Origin of the sequence: Pseudomonas sp. JZ134 (assembly GCF_051027695.1) — a bacterium.
Classification (GTDB): domain Bacteria; phylum Pseudomonadota; class Gammaproteobacteria; order Pseudomonadales; family Pseudomonadaceae; genus Chryseomonas; species Chryseomonas luteola.
This window is the reverse complement of record NZ_CP069250.1, coordinates 1,018,079-1,040,465: the sequence shown is the minus strand read 5'-3', so window position 1 is coordinate 1,040,465 and position 22,387 is coordinate 1,018,079. Positions and strand designations below refer to the sequence as shown.

Genomic DNA, 22,387 nt, shown 5'->3' with positions numbered 1-22,387 from the left:
AACGTGCGTGCCGATCTGGATATCATCAAAGACTGGATTCCCGCCGGTAGCCGGGTCCTTGACCTGGGATGTGGTAATGGCGAGCTGCTTGCCTATCTGCAGACAAACAAGCAGGTCACCGGCTATGGCCTTGAGATCAACGACGAAAACATCAAGCAGTGCATTCGCAGAGGTGTAAACGTCCTTGAGCAGGACTTGGATAAGGGGCTGGGGAATTTTGCCAGCAACAGCTTTGACATTGTTGTCATGAGCCAGGCCCTGCAAGCGGTACATTATCCTGATCGTATTCTCGAGGAAATGCTGCGCGTAGGCAGAGAATGCATCATTACCTTCCCGAATTTTGGTCACTGGCGCTGCCGCTGGTATCTGGCCCGTAACGGGCGAATGCCGGTATCGGAATTCTTGCCTTATACCTGGTACAACACGCCGAACATCCACTTCTGTACGTTTGAGGATTTCGAGCGTCTGTGCCACGAACTCAAGGTCAAGGTGCTTGACCGGCTGGCCGTTGACCGTCAGCACCGCCACGGCATTGGTAGCCGCCTGTGGCCCAACCTCCTGGGCGAGATCGGTATTTATCGCGTGACGGGCCAGTCGTTGTAAGACAGGTTCGTCACGCTGACTCAGATGACGTCATGACCCGCCATCTGAATCACGTACATCGACTTTCCAGATTTCATATCATGCGAGCAGGCATTCGCCTGTCTCCGCCTTAAACCAGAGATGACACGACATGATTCAATTGTCCGAGCTGGTGCTGGCCAGCCACAACGCCGGTAAGCTCAAAGAACTTCAAGCCATGCTGGGTGATGCCGTCAAGGTGCGCTCCGTCGGTGAATTCAGTCAGGTCGAACCGGAAGAGACCGGACTTTCCTTTATTGAAAACGCCATTCTCAAAGCGCGTAATGCAGCGCGTGTATCCGGCCTGCCCGCCCTGGCCGATGACTCCGGCCTTGCTGTCGACGCCCTGGGTGGCGCGCCCGGTATCTACTCGGCACGCTATGCAGAAGGACGCGGCGATGCCGCAAACAACGCAAAGCTGCTCAAGGCTCTTGAAAGCACTCCTGAAGCCGAGCGTGGCGCTCAGTTTGTCAGTGTGCTGGCCTTGGTTCGCCACGCTGATGACCCGCTTCCTATCGTTTGTGAAGGGATCTGGGAAGGGCGCATCCTCTTCGAAGCCCGAGGTGAGCATGGCTTTGGGTATGACCCTCTTTTCTGGGTGCCCGAGCGGGACTGCTCGAGTGCAGAGCTGACACCTGAGGAAAAGAACCGTATCAGCCACCGTGCCCGTGCCATGGCTATTCTTCGTGAGCGGCTCGGACTTTGATTCGATCAGCCTCGTTTGAACTGCCGCCCCTGTCGGCCTATATCCATATTCCGTGGTGCGTGCGTAAATGTCCTTATTGCGACTTCAACTCGCACGCAGCAGGGCCCGAGCTACCTGAAGAGGCATATGTCGATGCCTTGCTGGCAGACTTGGATGCGGACCTTGTCCATGTGCATGGCCGACCACTGACCTCCATCTTTTTTGGAGGTGGTACTCCCAGTCTGTTTTCAGCCAGGGCGCTGGGGCGCTTGCTTGAAGGCGTCGAACGCCGCGTTGCCTTTGCTTCCAATATCGAAATTACCCTTGAGGCTAACCCAGGGACATTCGAACAGGACAAGTTTGCCGCCTACCGGCAGCTCGGCATCAACCGGCTTTCAATTGGCATCCAGAGCTTTCAGGACGCCAAGTTAAAAGCCTTGGGCCGGATCCACGGGCAGGACGAAGCGGTTCGAGCCGCCGAGATGGCACGTCGGGCAGGGTTCGATAACTTCAATCTGGACCTCATGCACGGCCTGCCAGACCAGAGCGTTGCCGATGCGATGGCAGATCTTGAACAGGCGATTGCCCTCGCGCCTACGCATATTTCCTGGTATCAGCTCACCATGGAGCCCAATACCGTCTTTTGGAGCCAGCCGCCTGAGCTACCTGAAGACGATACCCTCTGGGATATTCAGGAAGCGGGACAGGCTCGACTTGCCGAAATGGGTTATCGGCAATACGAGACCTCGGCCTATGCCCAGCCTGGACGCCAGGCACGTCACAACCTGAATTACTGGACATTCGGTGACTTCCTTGGAATTGGCGCGGGCGCCCACGCCAAGCTGAGCGCACCTGATGGTCAGATTATTCGCACCTGGAAGACGCGCCTTCCCAAGGACTATCTGGATTCTGCCAAGCATTTCCAGGCCGGTGAGCGTGTACTGACGCCAGCAGAGCTACCCTTTGAATTCATGATGAATGCCCTGCGCCTGGTAGAGGGCGTTTCAAGTGAGCAGTATACACAGCGAACTGGTCAGCCCTTGGAAAGCCTATCTGGGGCACTGGAAGCGCTACGCGGCAAAGGTCTGCTTGAGAAGGATTCGACCAGGTTGGCCCCTACGTCCCGAGGGCAGCTTTTTTTGAATGATGTGCTGCAGCATTTTCTGTCTGACTAAGGAGACATGACGCTTGGACTACCTACTTAGCCTTATTGCAGAGGCTTCTCGCTGGTGCCGCGGTCATCTGGCCGAGATCGCCCTGGCTCTGATTTCAACCCTGCTGGTAATGTTCGGCACTGAAATCAACAACTGGATGAAGCAGCGCCTGGGCAATTTGCCTACCTTTGTACGGGTTCCGGTTCTGGCTTCGGCTTCAGTAAGTCTTTACGGCGCAGCAACTACCCACCTGACCCCCTGGGTTGTGAAAGGCTTAGGACAGTTCAACAATTACAGCCTGGCACCCGCCTTGCTGGTCGGTGCTTGTCTGCTGGGTGTTCTAGCCGAGCGACGCTGAGATACGCAGAAAAAAGGCCTGACATCTGTCAGGCCTTTTTTATTATTCGGTACGCTCGAACTTCAGATCCCAGACACCGTGCCCAAGTCGCTCACCTCTACGCTCGAACTTGGTGATGGGTCGCTCTTCGGGACGCGGAACATAGCGCTCATCTGAAGCCTGATTCCGATACCCCGGCGCGACACTCATGACTTCCAGCATGTATTCCGCATATGGCTCCCAGTCGGTTGCCATATGCAGCACCCCACCAACCTTGAGCTTGCTACGAATCAGCTCGGCAAACTCAGGCTGAACGATACGACGCTTATGGTGGCGGGCCTTGTGCCATGGGTCCGGGAAAAACAGTAGGACCCGATCCAGGCTTGCATCAGCCACGCACTGGCGAAGCACTTCCAAGGCATCGCAGCTATAGACACGCACATTGGACAATTGCTGGGTCAGAAGACCATTCAGCAACGCGCCGACCCCAGGACGGTGGACCTCAACACCAATGAAGTCCTGCTCCGGCGCTGCGGCTGCCATTTCCAGTAGAGAGTGTCCCATACCAAAGCCGATTTCAAAGGTACGAGGCGCTTGGCGACCAAACACAGCGTCGAAATCCTGTAGCCCCGCATCCAGGTCGAGACCGAAGCGGGGCCAGCCTTGGTCAAGCCCCTTTTTTTGACCTTCCGTCATACGTCCCGCACGCATGACAAAACTTTTGATGGTACGCATTGGGCGTGCGGGTGCGTTATCGAATTCCTGATCGCTCATGGCTATTCACAAAGACAGCACGACCCGGCCTGGAGGCCGGGTCGTTAAGGTTAAGGTGGAATGAAACGTCGAGATCAGCTGATCAGACCTTCCAGAGGTGACGAGGCGGAGGCATATAGCTTGCGTGGCATCCGACCTGCCAGATAAGCCATGCGCCCTGCCAGGATGGCGTGCTTCATGGCTTCGCCCATCAGGACAGGATCCTTGGCGTGGGCAATGGCGGTGTTCATCAGGACGGCATCACATCCCAGCTCCATTGCAATGGTGGCATCCGAAGCAGTACCTACACCGGCATCGACCAGAACCGGCACCTTGGCCTCTTCCAGAATGATGCGCAGGTTGTACGGATTGCAGATACCCAGACCGGAACCGATCAGACCGGCCAGCGGCATAACCGCAATACAGCCAATCTCCGCCAACTGACGGGCAATGATAGGGTCATCACTGGTATACACCATGACATCGAACCCATCCTTTACCAAGGTTTCGGCGGCCTTCAAGGTTTCGATGACGTTTGGGAACAACGTTTTCTGATCCGCCAGTACCTCAAGCTTGACCAGTGAGTGCCCATCAAGAAGCTCGCGCGCCAGACGGCAGGTACGCACAGCTTCAACAGCGTCATAGCAGCCAGCCGTATTGGGCAGAATGGTATAGCGATCCGGTGGAATAACGTCCAACAGATTAGGCTCACCGGGATTCTGACCGATATTGGTCCGGCGAACCGCAACGGTCACGATTTCGGCCCCCGACGCCTCGATGGCCAGACGGGTTTCTTCCAGGTCCTTGTATTTACCGGTGCCCACCAGCAGACGCGACTGGTAAGTGCGTCCGGCCAGGGTAAGCGGTGTATCTTGACGATTGCTGTTCATGGCAGATTCTCCGGCGGTCTAGCCGCCACCAATAGCATGAACCACTTCCAGCTGATCGCCGTCCACAAGCGTGGTATCGGCGTGCTGGCTGCGGGGTACGATATCGAGGTTTCGCTCCACGGCCACCCGTTTCCCGGTCAGTTCAAGCCGGACGAGCAAGTCCGCCACGGTGGCACCATCAGGAAGTTCGAAAGATTCGCCGTTCAATTGAATGCGCATGGCAGAAGCGGTCTGAAATGTATGAAGGGCTGCATTCTAGCCCCTTCTGCCACGATGACCAACGTTGTATCGTCATCTAGGCCAGACGCCAAGCCACCAATCCAAGACAAACCCACCCTGCCAGGAAGGCGAGCCCGCCAAAAGGCGTGACGATGCCCAGCTTGCTGATACCGGACAATGTCAGAACATAAAGGCTGCCAGAGAACAGAATAATCCCTATGGCGAAGAAGGCGCCGGCCAAGCTGACCAAACGTCCCTGCAGATGCGTCGCCAGCAGGGCAACGCCCAGCAATGCCAGGGCATGTATGAGCTGATATAACACGCCGGTCTGAAATACAGCCAGGTGCTCCGGCGACAGTCGCCCTTTTAAACCATGGGCGGCGAATGCACCAAGGCCGACGCCAGTAAAGCCAAACACGGCGGCCAGCATGAGAAACGTACGAAGCATGGATAACTCCCAGACAGAATCGAAGCGATCGTTATAATGGACCGCTCATAACTAAAGACCAAGTCGCATGGTGCGCTCTCTTCTACGCCGTCTATTTCGCTACACACTCATCTTCATGGCTGCGAGCGTACTGCTCGTGTTGCTCTTTCGCTGGGTGCCCCCACCCGGCTCGATGGTCATGGTCGAACGAAAGATAGAATCCTGGATCGATGGCAAGCCCATCGATCTGCATCGGGAATGGCGGCCATGGCGTGAACTACCGGACAACCTGAAGATGTCGGTGGTGGCAGGAGAGGATCAACACTTTAGTGAGCACTGGGGCTTCGACATGGACGCCATTCGTCAGGCCTTCAGCCATAACGAAGCCGGTGGTTCCGTACGTGGAGCTAGCACGATCAGTCAGCAGGTTGCCAAGAATCTATTTCTCTGGACGGGCCGTAGCTGGGTACGTAAAGGCCTGGAAGCCTGGTTTACCGTGCTGATTGAAACCCTTTGGCCCAAGCAACGCATTCTAGAGGTTTATCTCAACAGCGTTGAATGGGATTCTGGCGTCTTCGGCGCTGAAGCCGCTGCGCAGCACCATTTCGGTATTGGCGCACCGTACTTGTCGGATCGACAGGCCAGCCTGCTGGCTGCCATTCTGCCCAACCCTAGGGAATGGAGTCCAAGTCATCCTAGCGCTTACGTCAGCCGTCGTGCCAACTGGATACGGCAGCAGGTCCGGCAGTTGGGCGGTAGTGACTACCTGTTGCACATGAAATAAAAAAGGCCCTGGTAATAACCAGGGCCTTTTTTTGATCAACCTGCGAGATAGGACGAGCGGGTCAATCCCAGACGCAAGGCATCCAGATACTGCGTACGCTCGCGTGCAGTCAGCTTTGCTCCGGCTACCTTGTCGCGGTAGTAGGTCATCAGCTCCTCTGGCGAGAGGTGCACATAGCGAAGCATGTCTTCAATGGTGTCATGAGTCTCGATGCCACCATGACGCACAGTGCCATCCGCATCCTGATAGACGTTGACCGAGTCCGTATCGCCAAACAGGTTATGCATATCGCCCAGGATTTCCTGATAGGCACCTACCAGGAATACACCCAACATGTAATCTTCATTCGGACGCACATCGTGAACCGGCAAACTGGTCTCGATACTCTGCTCATCTACGTAATGGTTGATTTTGCCGTCCGAGTCACAGGTCAGATCCTGTAACACCGCGCGGCGCATCGGCTCTTCATCCAGACGCGTCAGCGGTACGATAGGCAGGATCTGCCCTATCGCCCAGGTATCCGGCAAGCTCTGGAAAACCGAGAAGTTACAGATGTACTTGTCGGCCAGCTTGTCGTTCAGCTCGTCCAGCACCTGGCGATGCGAACGCTGGCGTGCCTTGAGCTGATTGTAGAGTCGACGGCAGATCGCAAAGTAGCATTGCTCTGCAAGCGCCTTGTCACTCAGGCTCAGGCGACCTGACGCATACTGCGCAGAGGCTTCGCTCACGTACTGGGTTGCACGCCAATAGGTCTCGGTCACCATTTCCGGATCGGTATCACCCAGCAGCTCAACCAGCCACTGCACGACTTCAGGCTTGTCGGAGAAATTCTCGATATCAGGCATGGCGTCGTTGTTGCGCTCGACATCGGTTACCTGCATGACCAGCACGGCATGGTGCGCAGTCATGGCACGGCCACTTTCCGAGAAGATGTTTGGATGTGGAAGGCCCTGACGATCGCAGAACTCCTTGAGCATCCCTACGACCGTCGCGGCATAGTCATCCATGTCGTAATTGATGGAACTGGCGTTACGCGAGTGCGTACCATCGTAGTCCACACCCAGGCCACCGCCCACATCGACATGATCGACCGGCAATCCAAGCGCGCGCAGTTCGGCGTAATACCGAATGGCCTCACGGAAACCCTGACGATAGTCAGCCAGATTGGCAATCTGCGAACCCATATGGAAATGTAGCAGGCGAACCCCCTGCTCGAGTCCTGCCTTGCGGAAACGCTCGATCACGGACAGCAGCTGTGCCGCCGACAGGCCAAACTTGGACTTTTCGCCCCCGGTATCGGCCCATTTGCTGGAAGCCAGCGATGACAGGCGAACGCGGAGACCTACCTGCGGAGTCACCTTGAGATCGGCCGCCTCTTCAATCACCAGCGGGACTTCGGACTCCTTCTCGATCACGATGAAGACGTTGTGACCAAGCTTGAGCCCCATCAAGGCCAGGCGTATGAATTCGCGATCCTTGTAACCGTTGCAAACGATGGTGCCCCCCTTGGGCGCCAGCGCCAGCACAGCCATCAGCTCAGGTTTGGAGCCAGCCTCGAGCCCGATCGACACATTACGCGTGGCAATAATGTTCTCGACGACCGCTTCCTGCTGATTGACCTTGATCGGATACAGGGCCGTGTACTGACCACCATATTCCATTCGCTCGATATTGGCATCGAACGCACCGGTCAGTGCCCGCACGCGACCTTGCAGAATGTCAGGGAAGCGCACCAATAGAGGCAGCGAAAGACCCGCCTCGCACAGTTGCCCCACCAGTAGATGAAGGTCGATGGGCTCTCCATCGGGACCATGAGGACGGACTTCGACATTGCCGATGTCATTGATAGCGAAGTAGCCAGCGCCCCAGTGGCGAATGCCGTACACACTACGGCTATCGGCTACGGTCCATTGGCTGCCGTCATCTTTGCGCGTACGTCGTGGGGACATCCGCCAGATTCTCCTGTTGAAAGGTAATAAGGTGTTGACCGCAGATCGCTGCGGTAAGTTTGGATAGATATGGCCTGAACGTGGAACCGTTCGTTTAACCGCCGGACTTCTTGGCTTTGAAACCGCGTTTGGTCAGCTCGTCAATCAGCAGGTCGACATGATCGCCCTGAATCTCGATGACGCCATCCTTCAACGCACCACCAGTACCGCACCGCCGCTTCAGTGTGCTCGCCAATTCTTTCAATTCATCGGCCGTCACAGGCACACCACTGACCGTGGTCACGGTCTTGCCGCCACGACCTTTGGTTTCGCGGCGAACACGTGCAATACCGTCTCCAGCCTGCACGGGGGCCTGCTTACAGAGGCAGTCAGCGAGAGGTTTGTTACAAGCCGGGCAATGACGACCACTATCGGTGGAATACACCAGGCCGCCGAGACCGGCAAAGGAAGAGGCTTTCTTGACCACCGGGCATTCCTCACAGGGTCAGGATAGCGACAGGCTGGAGAACCAACCAAGAGCGCCCCACTCTGGCAGGGGCTGCGCATCAAAAGGTCGCGCAATTTACCAGCATTGAACGCAAATGCTAAGTACAAATTTGCGTCAATGCTGGATATTTTCATGACAGGCTCACAGAAAACCTGCTGCTGGGCTCATTACCCTTTTCGTGTCGGTGGCGCCATGAATTCCGGCCCTACCGGATCAGTCACATGTCGGGTCAGAATTTTATCGATTTCGTCTAGCTCCTCCTGGCTCAGGGACCAGCCGAATGCCTCGTCTACTCCCTCGATCTGCTCGGGCTTTCGTGCGCCCCACAGCGCAATAGTTGGGCCCTTATCAAGAATCCAGCGGATAGCCAGCGCCAGGACCGTCTTGTCATGGCGAGCACGGGCGTAATCCTCCAGTGCGGCCACTGCTGCAAGGTACTGCTCAAAACGCGGTGACTGAAACTTTGGATCGACCTTGCGCAAATCGTCCCCATCAAACCGTGTCGAGGGTGACATTTTACCGGCCAGCAGGCCGCGGCACAGTGCCCCGTAAGCCAACACCGCCAGCCCGTGATCCTTGGCATAAGGCAGTACGTCCTTTTCGATATCGCGCTCGAACAGGTTATAGGGAGGCTGTACCGCTCCCAGAGGGGCTACATCACGAAAGGCATCCATCTGCTCAGGCGAGAAGTTGCTGACGCCCAGGGCCAGCACTTTTCCTTCCTGGCGCAGCTTTTCCAACTCGCGGGCAGTCTCGTCAATGGGCGTCAAGGGGTCTGGCCAATGTACCTGGTAAAGGTCGATGTGATCGGTCTTGAGGCGACGCAGGGAATCTTCGATTTCCTGACGGATACGGGCCGGAGTAGCGTTACGGAATGGGCCGTCATCATTCCAGTCCAGTGCAACCTTGGTAGCAATCACTGCTTTATCGCGTATTCCTTCCAGCGCCTTGCCCACGATCTCTTCGGAATTGCCGAAACCATAGACGGGCGCAGTATCAATCAGATTGATACCACGCTCTACTGCACTGCGGATCGTGGCGATGGCCTTGGATTCATCACTACCGCCCCACATCCAGCCGCCAATCGCCCAGGTACCCAGGGCGATGCGGCTGACGGGACGGGATATACCTTGAATAGTCAATGTTTCAACTGACATGAGACCTCCTGTATGGCTCAGGGGTGGATAGGCTGATAACGCCTGATAAGCGCAAGACATGTGTATGGAGAGGTATTGAACAGGCCGTTCAATGAAAGTTGCCTGGCTGCAGCGCAACACTGCAGCCAGGCGAGGTATCAACCCTGCTCCATCAGCTGGCGCAAGTCGATAATTGCCGCATTGGCGCGGGAGATGTAATTGGCAATCACCAGGGAATGGTTAGCCAGAATACCGAAACCACTGCCATTGAGAATCATCGGGCTCCAGACCGGCTGCTGAGCGGCCTCCAGCTCACGAATGATTTCGCGCACGTTTACCGTTGCGTTCTTCTTGGCCAGCACATCGGCAAAATCTACTTCGATGGCGCGCAGGATATGAGATAGCGCCCAGGCCTGCCCGCGTGCCTCGTAGAAAACGTTATCTATCTGAAGCCAGGGCGTCTTGACGATACGCTCGTGAACTTCAGGCACCTGTCCGGGGAGCAGATCCTGATTGGGATTGATGTCAGCATCCAGACGAGAACGGCCCACACTGGCGGAGAGCCGTTGTGACAGGGACCCCAGGCGAGTCTCTACGTCGCCCAGCCAGTTACGCAGGTTATCGGCACGCGCGTAAAAGAGCGCACGCTGCTGCTCCTGCCCACCCAGACGCGCCAAGTAAAGGTCAAGGGAGCGAATACCCGCACGATATTCAGACTCCGAAGACGGCATCGCCCAGCTACGGTTGTCAAAGTTGAAGTGTGGCTCGGCCTTGGCCAAATCAACATCTTCCGTTGACTGAGACTGAGAGCGGGCAAAGTCCTTGCGCAGCGCACGGGAAAGATCACGTACCTGCACCAGGACGCCGTACTCCCAGGAAGGCATGTTGTCGAGCCAGAGACCAGGAGGCGCAACATCGTTGGACAGATAGCCGCCTGGCTTGTCGAGCAAAGTGCCCGCCACCATCTTGAGTGTCTCTACCGTGGTATAACCCAGGGCCAGTTTGCGTTGAGCGGCAGCCGCCGCTTCCTGGGCATGCTGCTGGACAGGAAAGCGGTCCGGCTCGCGGCTCCAGTACCAACCCAGGATAAACATCACGAGCAGATAAAGGCCGATGATGATAGCCACGGCGCGCAGCCAGGGGCGGCCGCCAACAGCCGAAGCGCCGTCTGTCCGCCGCCTCCAACTGCTTGTACGATTCTTCCAGTCCAGCATGATGTTATTCCTTATAGTCGACTCCAGCGTTCGACCACGTCTATGACAAGGGGTTGCCGATTAAGTACGCTCGGTAGTGTACATAAGCCGTTCAGCTCTTGGTCCTAATGTTGCTCGATCCTGAGCCGATGACCTAGCAAGGCGATGCTGGTAGGCTTTAGTGATGGCCTATCGCCACCGATCTTTACTCAGGACGAGCCGGACTACCATGAGCGAGCATGACGATCCTTCACTGGACCGTATCAAGAACCATTTTGCCCAAAGGGTCATCACCCAGGCCAGACATGTTCTGGAAATCTGGCAACGCCTGCATCGTGTGGAGTGGAGTACGGCAAGCCTGGAAGAGCTGACTGAGGCCAACAATCGCCTCCTGCGCTATGCCCAGCGATTCGATCAGCAGGAGCACAGCCAGCTGGCAGAACGGATTGCTGGCTGTCTTTTGGCCGTCGAGGCCAACCGGGGACGCCTGACCAGTACAACGATTTCAGAACTGAGCCAGCTCATGCAAAGCTTGTCTCGCACTGGCTTACGCCATGGCGATCAGCTGGAAAGCACCAACCTGCCCCCGTTGCGCAAGCCTATTTATATTGCCCTGCAGGATCGGGAGCGCTCTGAGCGCCTGGCCCTGCAAATGGAGTACTTTGGCGTCACGATTCATATCTTCGAAGACGCAGTCACATTCCGCCAGGCTATTTCCGAGCGCCACCCGGCAGTGCTCATCATGGAAGTCGATTTCAACGGCCCGGGCGCAGGTCTTCAGTTAACAACCGAAATCCAGGCAAACCTGACTATCAAACTGCCAGTACTGTTCTTCAGCCATGAGGAAGCCGATACCGCCATGCGTCTGGCGGCCGTACGCGCAGGTGGTCATGAGTTCTATACCGGCACCCTGGATGCTTCGCACCTGCTTGAAAAGGTCGAAACACTGACCCGCGTTGCCTACTACGATCCGATCCGCGCCCTGATCGTCGACGACTCGCGCGCTCAGGCGATGCACACGGAAATGTCCCTGAATAGCGCTGGTATTGTGACGCGCACCCTGCTCAACCCGACTGCCGTGATGCCGCATCTTGCCGAGTTCAACCCGGACCTGATCATTCTGGACATGTATATGCCGGAATGCATGGGGACGGAGCTGGCCAAGGTCATCCGTCAGCATGAGCGCTATGTAAGCGTCCCGATTATCTACCTTTCGGCTGAAGGTGATCTGGACAAGCAGCTGGATGCCATGAGCGAAGGCGGCGATGATTTTTTGACCAAGCCGATCAAACCCCGCCACTTGATCGCCACCGTGCGTACACGCGCCGCCAGGGCACGTAACCTCAAAGCGCGCATCGTTCAGGACAGTCTGACGGGCCTGTATAACCATACCCACATTTTGCAGCTCCTGGAGGACGCGAGTTTTCTGGCTCGCCGACGCAGCAAAAGCCTGTCGTTTGTCATGCTCGATATCGATCACTTCAAAAAAGTGAACGATCAATATGGCCATCCTATGGGGGATCGCGTCATCAAGAGCCTGGCCCTGTTTCTGAAACAGCGCCTGCGCAAGACCGATCATATCGGCCGTTACGGTGGCGAGGAATTCGCCGTGGTGCTGCAGGACACCGATAGCCAGAATGCCCTGCGACTGATCGATGAAATCCGCAAACGGTTTTCAGAAATTTGCTATCCAGCCCAGCAGGAAAGCCTCTTCTGCACGTTCAGCGCAGGGATTGCACAGTTGCAGCCCGACCAGGACATCAAGAGCCTAGCCAGGCAGGCTGATGAGGCGCTTTATCAGGCCAAGCGCGGTGGGCGTAACTGCGTGGAAATCTATCAGCCCCAGCCGTCAGCCTGACAATCCATCACGCATATGGAGACAATTCCTGAGGGCTAGCGGCGAACGCTTTCGGTATCATGGATGGGAGTTTCACCTGCCGAGAGTGTCATGCGCCGCCTGTTATTTCTGCTTTTGCTGATTATCGCCCTGCCCGTCTCTGCCGGCCTGTTTGACGGTAACCGTCCTGCATCGACTCTTGGCGCTTCAAGTAACGCCAGCGACTTTCTACCTGTTGACCAGGCGTTCCGGCTGGAGCAGCTCGAATCCACTCCTGATAAACAGGTGCTGCGTTTCATTATTGCGGACGGCTATTACCTGTATCGGCATCGCTTTCAATTCAGCACGCAACCTGAAGGCCTGACACAGGATATTGCCTTGCCGGCTGGAGAACCCAAGCATGATGAGTGGTTCGGTGATGTACAGGTTTATCATCATGTAGTGGATATCGAGGTCCCGCTGGCGCAGGCAGGCGTATCCGGACAATTGTCCATTACCTACCAGGGCTGCGCTGACAAAGGTCTGTGCTATCCACCGGAAACCAAGCAGATCGCATTGGGTGATGCCTCTGCCTTACCCGCTACCGTGCCCTCTTCAACGACAGTCGAAACCGCATGGCACTGGCGTGACATGCTCCTGTTTTTCCTGGCAGGCCTGGGGTTGACCTTTACCCCTTGCGTACTGCCCATGCTGCCTATCATGTCTTCAGTCCTGCTTCACGGTCGGGACAGAAGCTCTCATACAGCAGGCCGCGGGTTATTTCTTTCTCTGGTGTATGTCGTGCACATGGCAGGGTGCTTTGCGCTCCTGGGCTCGCTGATGGGGCTTTTTGGCGCAAGCCTCAATCTGCAGGCGCGTCTGCAATCGGCCTGGGTGCTCGTTCCCTTTGCTGCATTCTTCGTAGCCTTTGCACTGGCCATGTTTGGACTGTTCGAGCTTCGCCTGCCCGCCTTTATCCGAAACCCAGTCGACCGCCTGGCCAGTGGCGCGAAGGGCGGCTCCGTACTAGGTGCAGCCACGCTGGGCATTCTTTCCAGCCTGTTGGTATCGCCGTGTGTCTCGGCGCCACTGGCGGGTGCATTGCTCTACATCAGCAGCAGTGGTGATGCGTTAGGCGGTGGACTCAAGCTGTTTGCTCTGGGCTTGGGGATGGGTACTCCACTTATTCTCTTCGCTACAGGCGGTGGAGCTCTCCTACCCAAATCCGGTGCCTGGATGGTGGGTGTACGAAACGCCTTTGGCGTTCTGCTCCTTGGAGTAGCCGTCTGGATGCTGGAACGCCTGCTGCCCGGCCCTGTGGCATTGGCCCTATGGGGCTTGCTGGCCGGCGGAACCGGGCTGTTCCTTGGAGCCTTAGAGTTGACACCCAAGACTCCCCGTCAAAAGCTGGCTCAGCTTCTGGGACTGGCCTTGCTGGTCTATGCCGTAGCGGCATGGATTGGTGCGCTGCAAGGCCGCTCAGATCCGCTTCGCCCGCTTACAGTGACCTCATCTCCCGCCACCCTGTCTAGCAGTGCCAGCGCCTCGAATTGGCAGACGGTCAGTACGCCCGCCGAACTGGATGCCGCCTTGAAGGCCGCAAAGGATGTAGGGCAACCCCTTCTACTCGACTGGTATGCCGACTGGTGCATCAGCTGCAAGGTAATCGAGCGTGAAGTGTTCAACGATCCTGCCATCATGGCCCAACTGACTGCCTTTCGTCTGATACGCTTCGATATTACGGCCAGCAACGCACAACAGCGTGCGCTTCTGGATCGTTATCACCTCTTTGGCCCGCCCGCGGTCCAGTTTTTTGATCGCAAGGGACAGGAAGCCCAAGACCTGAGGATCATTGGTGAAATCGGCGCGGATGCGTTTGCCAAACACCTCGAACGCGCTCAAGAAACCTTATAACCCCCAATTAGATAAAATTTCGCCCAACGTGCTGGCATTTACAGCAAACATCGGGCGACTGGACAGTCAGCGAGCAATGCGGCATAGTCCGCGGCCATCGCTTTGCCTGTTGAGGGATGTCGTCATGGCTACGCTGCTGGTCCTGCATGGACCTAACCTGAATCTGCTGGGCACCCGCGAGCCGGGCGTCTACGGCGCGGTCACGCTGGATGAAATCAACCAGGATCTCAAGCGTCGCGCGGAAGCGGCCGGACATACACTGGACTATTTCCAGAGCAATGCCGAGCACCAATTGATCGAACGAATCCATGCCGCTCGTCATGAAGGCGTGGATTTTATTTTGATCAATCCTGCTGCCTTCACTCACACCAGCGTTGCGCTACGTGACGCATTGCTGGCTGTGAGCATCCCATTCATCGAGGTGCATCTTTCAAACGTGCACAAGCGAGAACCCTTTCGTCATCACTCCTACTTTTCAGACGTTGCCGTAGGGGTGATCTGCGGTCTCGGTGCCAGCGGTTATCGCATGGCGCTTGACGCTGCAATCGAAATGACAGGCAAGGCACAGAACGCCTAGCCGCTGCATAACCGGGCATTGAATCGACACCTCGATGTGCCCGACAAAAACTTAAACGTAACAGACCTTAGGGGAGTGCCAACGTTAATGGACATTCGTAAAGTCAAGAAGCTGATCGAACTGCTGGAAGAATCCGGAATCGACGAACTGGAGATCCGTGAAGGCGAAGAATCCGTTCGCATCAGCCGTCAGAGCCAGCGTGCTGTACAGACTGCTGTCTACGCTGCTCCGCCCGTCGCTGCCCCGGCTGCTGCACCCGCTCCGGTTGCTGCCCCGGCTGCCGAAGCACCCGCTGCGCAACAACTGACGGGCAATGTGGTTCGCTCGCCCATGGTAGGCACTTTCTATCGCGCCTCCTCTCCTACCTCTGCGCCCTTCGCCGAAGTGGGCCAGGCCGTGAAGAAAGGCGACATCGTCTGCATCGTTGAAGCCATGAAAATGATGAACCACATCGAAGCCGAAACCAGCGGTACCATCGGCGCTGTCCTGGTCGAAAACGGCCAGCCGGTTGAGTTTGACCAGCCGCTGTTCACCATTGTCTGATCGACAGGAGTCCGCGATGCTGGAAAAAGTCCTGATCGCCAACCGTGGGGAAATTGCCCTGCGTGTGGTTCGTGCCTGCAAGGAGTTGGGCATCAAGACGGTGGCCGTACACTCCACCGCTGATCGTGAGTTGATGCACTTGTCCCTGGCCGACGAATCGGTCTGCATCGGCCCCGCCCCGTCTCCTCAGTCTTACCTGAACATCCCGGCCATCATCAGCGCAGCTGAAGTTACCGGCGCCACCGCTATTCACCCTGGCTACGGCTTCCTGGCAGAAAATGCCGACTTTGCCGAGCAGGTCGAGCGCTCCGGCTTTACCTTTGTCGGTCCGACTGCAGACGTGATCCGCCTCATGGGCGACAAGGTCTCCGCGAAGGATGCGATGAAAAAGGCAGGCGTACCCACGGTTCCCGGCTCCGATGGCGCAATGCCAACCGACGAAGCCGAGTGCCTGCGTATTGCACGCGAAGTGGGCTACCCGGTCATCATCAAGGCGGCTGGCGGCGGCGGTGGCCGTGGCATGCGCGTTGTTTACGAAGAGTCCGAGCTGATCAAGTCCATCAGCATGACTCAGACCGAAGCAGGCGCTGCGTTTGGCAACTCTACGGTTTATTTGGAAAAGTTTCTGGGCAACCCGCGTCACGTGGAAGTTCAGGTTCTGTCCGATGGCCAGGGCAATGCCGTTCACCTGTTCGACCGCGACTGCTCGCTGCAACGTCGTCACCAGAAAGTCATTGAAGAAGCACCTGCCCCGCAGATCGATGAAAAGGCACGTGCCGAAGTACTTGTCCGCTGCGTTCAGGCCTGCGTTGAGATCGGTTACCGTGGTGCCGGTACGTTCGAGTTCCTCTATGAGGACGGCCGTTTCTACTTCATCGAGATGAACACACGCGTTCAGGTAGAGCACCCGGTTACCGAGATGATCACCGGAGTCGACATCGTCAAGGAGATGCTGAGCATCGCCGCTGGCAACAAGCTGTCGATCAAACAGGAAGACATCAAGATCACCGGGCACGCTATCGAGTGCCGGATCAACGCGGAAGACCCCAAGACCTTCATGCCCTCGCCTGGCCTGGTCAAGCACTTCCACGCGCCGGGCGGCAATGGCGTACGGGTCGATTCGCACCTGTACAGCGGTTACAAGGTTCCGCCGAACTACGACTCGCTGATCGCCAAGCTGATCACCTGGGGACGTGACCGTGACGAGGCCATGGCCCGCATGCGTAACGCGCTGGATGAACTGATTGTCGATGGCATCAAAACCAATGCCGACCTGCATCGCATGCTTACACGCGATGAAGCCTTTAGCAAAGGCGGTGTGAACATCCATTATCTGGAGAAGAAGCTAGGCTTGAAACACTGATAGCCTTGCTTGAAGCCCGGGCCGCACATGCGGCCCGTTGCTTTTTAAACTACCCATTTACGTATTTGAAAGGTTTCGCCATGCCGTGGCTGCAAGTCCGACTCGCCATTACCCCTGATCAGGCAGAGCCCTATGAAGACGCCCTGCTCGGCCTGGGTGCTGTTTCCGTGACATTCATGGATGCAGAAGACCAGCCCATTTTCGAGCCGGACCTGGGCACAACGCCTCTTTGGAGCAAGACGCATCTGCTGGCCCTGTTCGAGTCAGATATCAATGAGCAGGACCTGGCGAAACACCTGACACTTATTGCAGGCACCGACGCTGATTTTCATATCGAGCATATCGAGGATCAGGACTGGGAACGCAGCTGGATGGATAACTTCCACCCCATGCGCTTTGGTCAGCGCCTCTGGATCGTACCCAGCTGGCATGAAGCGCCCGAGCCGGGTGCAGTCAACCTGCATCTGGATCCCGGGCTTGCTTTCGGTACGGGGACGCACCCCACCACTGCACTGTGCCTCGAATGGCTGGATGGACAGCCACTTGAAGGCTATCAGATTATCGATTTTGGCTGCGGCTCGGGCATTCTGGCCATCGCGGCACTGCTGCTGGGCGCAACGCGTGCCGTAGGAACGGATATTGACGTACAGGCGCTTGAAGCCTCTCGCGACAATGCCAATCGAAACGGCATTGACCCAGCCCGCTTCCCGGTCTACCTGCCAGCCGATATGCCGGACGAACCGGCTGATGTCGTTGTTGCCAATATCCTGGCCGGCCCGCTTGTAAGCCTCGCGCCACAATTGAGCCGCCTGGTAAAATCGGGCGGCCGACTGGCCTTGTCCGGCATTCTGGCGGAGCAGGCGGAAGAGGTACGCGCTGCTTACAGTGCCGATTTCGAGCTGGATCCTACGGCCGAGCGCGAAGGCTGGATCAGAATTACGGGCATAAAACGCTAAGATGAACGACGTGCGGCAAAAAGTGGCTTCAACGAGCCACTTTTCAGCCTTGAGCGTTAGAGTAAACTAGTCGGCTTTTCCGCAGGACCAGACCAGATCGCCATAATGACTGAAACCTACGTCACTCAATGCCCGCATTGCAGTACTCGCTTTCGAGTCAAGCAGGAGCATTTGGCGATTGCCCAAGGCAACGTGCGTTGCGGCGCCTGCCTTGAAATCTTCGATGCCACTCAGCATCTCGAAGGATTGCCGACACCGCTCAAGCCCGTCATCGAGTCGACAGCCGTCGTCATTCAGCCTGCGCCCCCTATGGCTCAGTCACCTTCGACGCAGCCCCAGTCTATCAGCCATGTTTCAGATGCTGCCGAAGCAGTGCCCAAGCACCCTTCGGACACTCTATTGATCCATGATGACCTGGATCTGGACGGGCTTGACCTGGATGAAGAGCTGGCCAAGCTGGACGCCATGGAGTCGGCGCAACGCCTTCCTCCCCTGCCAACATTTGGGCAGCAGAAACCCGCCTCGAAAACTACACCGGTTTATGATGAAAGCTGGGCTGAGGCCCTGCTGCGCGAGGAAAGTGCAGAATCTGACAACGAGCAGCGCCAGGAACCGACCTTAACGCTCGACACCATCGAGGAAGATCATGCTCATGAAGAGCCCTCGCTAGGGCTACATGCCTCGCATGAGGCAGACGAGCCCGAGCTTGAATCATCCCTGAGGGCTGACGAGAAGGACAATCACGATCAGCCGATCGAAGCGGCCGAACCTCATGTGGGTGACACGGCGCCCTCTGACCGGGAAGCCACGCCTGTACGTGCCGAGCCCGCTCTGCGTAACGACACGTTGCTCGACCTTCATGACGAGCCATTGCAGCTCGACTGGCAACCGCCGAAGAAGCAGTGGGCCAAGCGGCTCGGCTGGGTGCTGTTGAATCTGGTTGCCCTGTTTGGTCTGTTTGCTCAATACGTTGGCTTTCATTTCGACGAGCTGGCGCGTCAAGACCAGTATCGTCCTTGGTTTGTTCAGTTCTGCGCGTGGGCGGACTGCAAGGTTCCGTCCAAGGTCGATGTAAAACAGATCCGTAGCAGCAACCTGGTTGTGCGCAGTCACCCAGAGTTTTCAGGCGCGCTACAGGTCGATGCGATCCTGTATAACCGGGCAACGTTCTCACAGCCCTTCCCGCTTCTGGAACTGCGCTTTGCCGACCTGAATGGGCAGCTCATTGCCAGCCGTCGGTTCAAGCCGTGGGAATACCTGGGCGGCGAATTGAAAGGACAGACCGAGATGCCACCGCAGACACCTATCCATATCTCGCTGGACATTCTTGATCCAGGCAGCCGAGCTGTAAATTACAGCCTCAGCTTTCATTCGCCCGAGTAAAAAACACTCCAATATGGCAAAGGTGTCCGGGCCAGGCTGAACTGTTCAGTTTTTGTTCAATTCAGCCTTTATCCGGACACGGCGAGCGGGTATCATTGCCGACCCTTTTCCAGTACACCCGTACCTCCAAAGCGCCTGCAGTTGCTATTGGATAAGGTAATTTCGGCCAGGGAAACTCATGTCGATGGTACGCATCGGCCCATATACATTGCCCAACCCACTGATCCTCGCGCCAATGGCCGGGGTGACTGATCGCCCATTCCGCCAGCTGTGTCGTCAGCTTGGTGCAGGTCTGGTCGTATCGGAAATGGTAACTAGCGACGTTCGTCTGTATAACAGCCGCAAGTCACGGCTACGCCTGATTCACGACGGTGAGGCCGAGCCGCGCTCGGTGCAGATTGCCGGCGGCGATCCAGCCATGCTGGCTGAAGCGGCACAGCGCAATGTCGAGCTGGGTGCACAGATCATCGACATCAATATGGGTTGCCCGGCTAAAAAGGTCTGCAACAAGGCAGCCGGTTCGGCGCTGATGAAAGATGAAGCGCTGGTAGCCGATATCCTGGATGCCGTCGTAGCCGCCGTTGACGTGCCCGTCACGCTCAAGATCCGTACAGGTTGGGACCGTGAACACCGCAATGGCGTGACGATTGCCCGCATTGCAGAGCAGGCCGGTATTGCGGCACTCTCTGTGCACGGACGGACTCGGGCCGATCTGTATACCGGGACAGCGGAATACGACACCATCGCTGAAATCAAGCAGGCGGTTTCCATTCCGATTTTTGCCAACGGTGACATCGACTCACCGGAAAAGGCTCGCTACGTGCTGGACCATACTGGTGCCGATGCCCTGTTGATTGGCCGTGCGGCGCAAGGGAGACCCTGGATCTTCCGAGAGATCGATCATTACCTGCGTACAGGCCAGCATCTGCCGGCACCGACCCTTGGCGAAGTGGAACAGATCCTGCTGGGCCATTTGTCCGAGTTGCATGGTTTCTACGGCCCCGAAATGGGCGTACGGATCGCTCGCAAGCACGTAGGCTGGTATCTTTCAGCTCTTCCTGGCGCCCAGGACTTTCGCGCTCAGTTCAACCGTCTCCAAGATATGGACGCACAACACGCCAGCATTTGCGCCTTTTTCGCGCAGTGCCCATCTGATGGGAAGGAAGTGGCATGACTTCGTTGACCGATAACTCTATGACTGGAATCACGCCTGTGAGCGACAATGCCAATCTGAAGCAGCACCTGACGGCACCGCTGCAGGAAGGCCAGACCCTGCGAGACAGCGTTGAAAAGGCGCTTCGCAACTATTTCGCTCACCTGGACGGCCAGCCGGTTACCGATGTCTACAACATGGTGTTGTGTGAAGTCGAAGCCCCCTTGCTGGAAAGCGTAATGAATTACGTCAAGGGCAACCAGACCAAGGCGTCTGAGATGCTCGGCTTGAATCGCGGCACCCTGCGCAAAAAGCTCAAGCAATACGATCTGCTCTGATTCTCATGATGTCCAGAGCCGGTCGAGCAAGGGCCGGTTCTGGACAGCCCTTCCTCTCGCCTGACCGATGGACTTTGTGATGACAGACCAAACCGCCCGCCTTCCCGTTCGCCGTGCGCTGATCAGCGTCTCCGACAAGACTGGCGTCGTTGATTTTGCCCGAGAGCTTGCAGCATTAGGTGTCGAGATTCTTTCGACTGGCGGCACCTATAAATTGCTGCGCGACAATAATGTCCCGGCAGTGGAGGTGGCGGATTACACCGGCTTTCCAGAAATGATGGACGGTCGCGTCAAGACGCTGCATCCCAAGATTCATGGTGGCATCCTGGGTCGCCGCGGTACGGATGATGGCGTCATGGGTCAGCACGGCATCCAGCCGATTGATCTGGTAGCCGTTAACCTCTACCCCTTTGAGGCAACTGTAGCCAAGCCAGACTGCGACCTGCCGACTGCCATCGAGAATATCGATATTGGCGGTCCGACCATGGTTCGCTCAGCCGCGAAAAATCATAAGGACGTTGCTATCGTCGTCAATGCCGGCGATTACGCTCAGGTCATCGAAAGCCTCAAGCATGGCGGCATGACCTACGCACAGCGTTTCGATCTGGCCCTCAAAGCCTTCGAACATACATCAGCCTATGACGGCATGATCGCCAACTACCTGGGCACGATTGACCAGACGGCTGAAGTATTATCCACCCAGGGCCGCGGCAGCTTTCCCCGTACCTTCAATACCCAGTTCATCAAGGCGCAAGAGATGCGGTACGGTGAAAACCCGCATCAGAGCGCTGCTTTCTATGTGGAAGGCAAACCCCAGGAAGCCAGTGTCGCCACGGCGACCCAGCTTCAAGGCAAGGAGCTTTCCTTCAATAACGTGGCTGATACCGATGCAGCCCTGGAGTGCGTAAAGAGCTTTGATGCTCCAGCCTGCGTTATCGTCAAACATGCCAATCCCTGTGGCGTTGCGGTAGCCTCTGAAGAGGATGGCGGCATTCGCAAGGCCTATGACTTGGCATATGCCACTGATAGCGAGTCTGCCTTTGGCGGCATCATCGCTCTCAACCGCGAGCTGGATGGCGAAACGGCTAAGGCGATTGTCGAGCGCCAGTTCGTCGAAGTCATCATTGCACCCAAGGTATCAGCTGCCGCTCGCGAGGTCATCGCAGCCAAAGCCAATGTTCGACTGCTGGAATGCGGCGAATGGAGCACCGATCGCGTGGGCGGCTGGGACTTCAAGCGAGTAAACGGTGGCCTGCTGGTACAGAGCCGCGACATCGGTATGATCACTCAGGCCGATCTCAAAATCGTTACTCAGCGCGCGCCCAGTGAGCAGGAAATCCAAGACCTGCTGTTCGCCTGGAAAGTCGCCAAATTTGTGAAGTCCAACGCCATCGTTTATGCCAAGCATCGTCAGACCGTAGGCGTAGGAGCTGGCCAGATGAGCCGCGTCAACTCTGCCCGCATCGCTGCCATCAAGGCCGAACATGCCGGACTGGCCGTACAAGGAGCCGTCATGGCATCCGATGCCTTCTTCCCCTTCCGTGACGGCATCGACAATGCTGCCAAGGCCGGCATTACCGCCGTGATTCAACCCGGCGGCTCGATGCGTGACGCGGAAGTCATTGCGGCTGCCGATGAAGCAGGCATGGCCATGGTCTTTACCGGCATGCGTCATTTCCGTCACTAATCAAACCGGCTTTGCCGTATTG

Annotated in this window: 23 protein-coding genes; 15 read left to right on the top strand and 8 right to left on the bottom strand. The window is 56.8% G+C overall.

Features of this window, described 5'->3' with window-relative positions:
* The first annotated feature begins 3 nt into the window (after positions 1 to 3).
* From metW to JQR86_RS04690, 4 genes are all read left to right on the top strand, one after another.
* Positions 4 to 603, top strand: coding sequence for a methionine biosynthesis protein MetW (metW, locus tag JQR86_RS04705; protein WP_010795408.1), 600 nt, complete (start codon positions 4 to 6; stop codon positions 601 to 603).
* 130 nt (positions 604 to 733) lie between these two features.
* Positions 734 to 1,327, top strand: a complete 594-nt coding sequence (gene rdgB, locus JQR86_RS04700; RefSeq protein WP_074824946.1) for an RdgB/HAM1 family non-canonical purine NTP pyrophosphatase — start codon at positions 734 to 736, stop codon at positions 1,325 to 1,327.
* The gene (gene hemW, locus JQR86_RS04695) at positions 1,324 to 2,481 is read left to right on the top strand and encodes a radical SAM family heme chaperone HemW (RefSeq protein ID WP_434154418.1); all 1,158 of its coding nucleotides are present in this window, start codon (positions 1,324 to 1,326) and stop codon (positions 2,479 to 2,481) included. The genes rdgB and hemW overlap by 4 nt, the downstream gene beginning before the upstream one ends.
* A 13-nt stretch (positions 2,482 to 2,494) precedes the next feature.
* The gene (locus JQR86_RS04690) at positions 2,495 to 2,818 is read left to right on the top strand and encodes a DUF3392 family protein (protein ID WP_010795411.1); all 324 of its coding nucleotides are present in this window, start codon (positions 2,495 to 2,497) and stop codon (positions 2,816 to 2,818) included.
* Between the two features lie 42 nt (positions 2,819 to 2,860).
* Here JQR86_RS04690 and trmB read toward each other — a convergent pair whose 3' ends face one another.
* From trmB to JQR86_RS04670, 4 genes are all read right to left on the bottom strand, one after another.
* Positions 2,861 to 3,532 carry a tRNA (guanosine(46)-N7)-methyltransferase TrmB gene (gene trmB / locus JQR86_RS04685; RefSeq protein WP_219653295.1) on the bottom strand — a complete coding sequence of 224 codons (672 nt, stop codon included), beginning with the start codon at positions 3,530 to 3,532 and terminating at the stop codon, positions 2,861 to 2,863.
* Positions 3,533 to 3,645: 113 nt separating this feature from the next.
* Positions 3,646 to 4,440 (bottom strand): thiazole synthase, encoded by a 795-nt coding sequence (locus JQR86_RS04680; protein WP_074824958.1) that lies wholly within the window; start codon positions 4,438 to 4,440, stop codon positions 3,646 to 3,648.
* 18 nt (positions 4,441 to 4,458) lie between these two features.
* Positions 4,459 to 4,659 (bottom strand): sulfur carrier protein ThiS, encoded by a 201-nt coding sequence (thiS, locus tag JQR86_RS04675; protein ID WP_010795414.1) that lies wholly within the window; start codon positions 4,657 to 4,659, stop codon positions 4,459 to 4,461.
* Positions 4,660 to 4,735: 76 nt separating this feature from the next.
* A complete protein-coding gene (locus JQR86_RS04670) occupies positions 4,736 to 5,107 on the bottom strand; it encodes a DUF423 domain-containing protein (protein ID WP_074824961.1) in 372 nt (123 codons plus the stop codon).
* 67 nt (positions 5,108 to 5,174) lie between these two features.
* Between JQR86_RS04670 and mtgA the strand changes: the two genes are divergently transcribed.
* Positions 5,175 to 5,870 carry a monofunctional biosynthetic peptidoglycan transglycosylase gene (gene mtgA, locus JQR86_RS04665; protein WP_434154416.1) on the top strand — a complete coding sequence of 232 codons (696 nt, stop codon included), beginning with the start codon at positions 5,175 to 5,177 and terminating at the stop codon, positions 5,868 to 5,870.
* Between the two features lie 35 nt (positions 5,871 to 5,905).
* On the opposite strand, the gene speA is transcribed toward mtgA, so the two are convergent.
* The 4 genes from speA to JQR86_RS04645 form a co-directional block, all read right to left on the bottom strand.
* Entirely contained in the window at positions 5,906 to 7,819 is a 1,914-nt protein-coding gene (gene speA, locus JQR86_RS04660) for an arginine decarboxylase (protein WP_010795417.1), read from the bottom strand.
* Between the two features lie 94 nt (positions 7,820 to 7,913).
* On the bottom strand, positions 7,914 to 8,285 hold the full coding sequence (locus JQR86_RS04655) for a translation initiation factor Sui1 (RefSeq protein WP_010795418.1): 372 nt from the start codon (positions 8,283 to 8,285) through the stop codon (positions 7,914 to 7,916).
* 188 nt (positions 8,286 to 8,473) lie between these two features.
* Complete coding sequence (locus tag JQR86_RS04650; protein ID WP_407362190.1) at positions 8,474 to 9,463, bottom strand: aldo/keto reductase; 990 nt, start codon at positions 9,461 to 9,463, stop codon at positions 8,474 to 8,476.
* A gap of 137 nt (positions 9,464 to 9,600) precedes the next feature.
* Positions 9,601 to 10,656, bottom strand: a complete 1,056-nt coding sequence (locus JQR86_RS04645) for a DUF2333 family protein (RefSeq protein ID WP_074824968.1) — start codon at positions 10,654 to 10,656, stop codon at positions 9,601 to 9,603.
* Positions 10,657 to 10,864: 208 nt separating this feature from the next.
* Here JQR86_RS04645 and JQR86_RS04640 point away from each other — a divergent pair, with 208 nt between their 5' ends.
* The 10 genes from JQR86_RS04640 (at position 10,865) to purH (ending at position 22,365) form a co-directional block, all read left to right on the top strand.
* Entirely contained in the window at positions 10,865 to 12,493 is a 1,629-nt protein-coding gene (locus JQR86_RS04640; RefSeq protein WP_407362191.1) for a diguanylate cyclase, read from the top strand.
* Between the two features lie 90 nt (positions 12,494 to 12,583).
* Complete coding sequence (locus JQR86_RS04635) at positions 12,584 to 14,365, top strand: protein-disulfide reductase DsbD (protein WP_407362192.1); 1,782 nt, start codon at positions 12,584 to 12,586, stop codon at positions 14,363 to 14,365.
* 124 nt (positions 14,366 to 14,489) lie between these two features.
* Entirely contained in the window at positions 14,490 to 14,942 is a 453-nt protein-coding gene (aroQ, locus tag JQR86_RS04630; protein ID WP_197870855.1) for a type II 3-dehydroquinate dehydratase, read from the top strand.
* 87 nt (positions 14,943 to 15,029) lie between these two features.
* The gene (gene accB / locus JQR86_RS04625; protein WP_010795424.1) at positions 15,030 to 15,485 is read left to right on the top strand and encodes an acetyl-CoA carboxylase biotin carboxyl carrier protein; all 456 of its coding nucleotides are present in this window, start codon (positions 15,030 to 15,032) and stop codon (positions 15,483 to 15,485) included.
* A 16-nt stretch (positions 15,486 to 15,501) separates the two neighbouring features.
* Complete coding sequence (gene accC, locus JQR86_RS04620) at positions 15,502 to 16,848, top strand: acetyl-CoA carboxylase biotin carboxylase subunit (RefSeq protein WP_434154415.1); 1,347 nt, start codon at positions 15,502 to 15,504, stop codon at positions 16,846 to 16,848.
* Positions 16,849 to 16,928: 80 nt separating this feature from the next.
* Entirely contained in the window at positions 16,929 to 17,804 is an 876-nt protein-coding gene (gene prmA, locus JQR86_RS04615) for a 50S ribosomal protein L11 methyltransferase (protein WP_150346802.1), read from the top strand.
* 105 nt (positions 17,805 to 17,909) lie between these two features.
* On the top strand, positions 17,910 to 19,187 hold the full coding sequence (locus JQR86_RS04610) for a DUF3426 domain-containing protein (protein ID WP_313551268.1): 1,278 nt from the start codon (positions 17,910 to 17,912) through the stop codon (positions 19,185 to 19,187).
* Positions 19,188 to 19,365: 178 nt separating this feature from the next.
* Positions 19,366 to 20,361 carry a tRNA dihydrouridine synthase DusB gene (gene dusB, locus JQR86_RS04605; RefSeq protein WP_122041869.1) on the top strand — a complete coding sequence of 332 codons (996 nt, stop codon included), beginning with the start codon at positions 19,366 to 19,368 and terminating at the stop codon, positions 20,359 to 20,361.
* Positions 20,358 to 20,678 carry a DNA-binding transcriptional regulator Fis gene (fis, locus tag JQR86_RS04600; RefSeq protein WP_010795429.1) on the top strand — a complete coding sequence of 107 codons (321 nt, stop codon included), beginning with the start codon at positions 20,358 to 20,360 and terminating at the stop codon, positions 20,676 to 20,678. Before dusB ends, fis begins: the two co-directional genes overlap by 4 nt.
* Before the next feature lie 79 nt (positions 20,679 to 20,757).
* A complete protein-coding gene (gene purH, locus JQR86_RS04595; protein WP_407362193.1) occupies positions 20,758 to 22,365 on the top strand; it encodes a bifunctional phosphoribosylaminoimidazolecarboxamide formyltransferase/IMP cyclohydrolase in 1,608 nt (535 codons plus the stop codon).
* Positions 22,366 to 22,387: the final 22 nt, after the last annotated feature.

Coding starts and splice junctions, on each gene's coding strand:
- trmB (WP_219653295.1), bottom strand. CDS start 3,532: ATGCGTACCATCAAAAGTTTTGTCATGCGTGCGGGACGTATGACGGAA.
- JQR86_RS04635 (WP_407362192.1), top strand. CDS start 12,584: ATGCGCCGCCTGTTATTTCTGCTTTTGCTGATTATCGCCCTGCCCGTC.
- thiS (WP_010795414.1), bottom strand. CDS start 4,659: ATGCGCATTCAATTGAACGGCGAATCTTTCGAACTTCCTGATGGTGCC.
- speA (WP_010795417.1), bottom strand. CDS start 7,819: ATGTCCCCACGACGTACGCGCAAAGATGACGGCAGCCAATGGACCGTA.
- JQR86_RS04610 (WP_313551268.1), top strand. CDS start 17,910: ATGACTGAAACCTACGTCACTCAATGCCCGCATTGCAGTACTCGCTTT.
- JQR86_RS04680 (WP_074824958.1), bottom strand. CDS start 4,440: ATGAACAGCAATCGTCAAGATACACCGCTTACCCTGGCCGGACGCACT.
- accC (WP_434154415.1), top strand. CDS start 15,502: ATGCTGGAAAAAGTCCTGATCGCCAACCGTGGGGAAATTGCCCTGCGT.
- mtgA (WP_434154416.1), top strand. CDS start 5,175: ATGGTGCGCTCTCTTCTACGCCGTCTATTTCGCTACACACTCATCTTC.
- JQR86_RS04650 (WP_407362190.1), bottom strand. CDS start 9,463: ATGTCAGTTGAAACATTGACTATTCAAGGTATATCCCGTCCCGTCAGC.
- accB (WP_010795424.1), top strand. CDS start 15,030: ATGGACATTCGTAAAGTCAAGAAGCTGATCGAACTGCTGGAAGAATCC.
- JQR86_RS04645 (WP_074824968.1), bottom strand. CDS start 10,656: ATGCTGGACTGGAAGAATCGTACAAGCAGTTGGAGGCGGCGGACAGAC.
- JQR86_RS04640 (WP_407362191.1), top strand. CDS start 10,865: ATGAGCGAGCATGACGATCCTTCACTGGACCGTATCAAGAACCATTTT.
- aroQ (WP_197870855.1), top strand. CDS start 14,490: ATGGCTACGCTGCTGGTCCTGCATGGACCTAACCTGAATCTGCTGGGC.
- prmA (WP_150346802.1), top strand. CDS start 16,929: ATGCCGTGGCTGCAAGTCCGACTCGCCATTACCCCTGATCAGGCAGAG.
- JQR86_RS04670 (WP_074824961.1), bottom strand. CDS start 5,107: ATGCTTCGTACGTTTCTCATGCTGGCCGCCGTGTTTGGCTTTACTGGC.
- purH (WP_407362193.1), top strand. CDS start 20,758: ATGACAGACCAAACCGCCCGCCTTCCCGTTCGCCGTGCGCTGATCAGC.
- fis (WP_010795429.1), top strand. CDS start 20,358: ATGACTTCGTTGACCGATAACTCTATGACTGGAATCACGCCTGTGAGC.
- rdgB (WP_074824946.1), top strand. CDS start 734: ATGATTCAATTGTCCGAGCTGGTGCTGGCCAGCCACAACGCCGGTAAG.
- dusB (WP_122041869.1), top strand. CDS start 19,366: ATGTCGATGGTACGCATCGGCCCATATACATTGCCCAACCCACTGATC.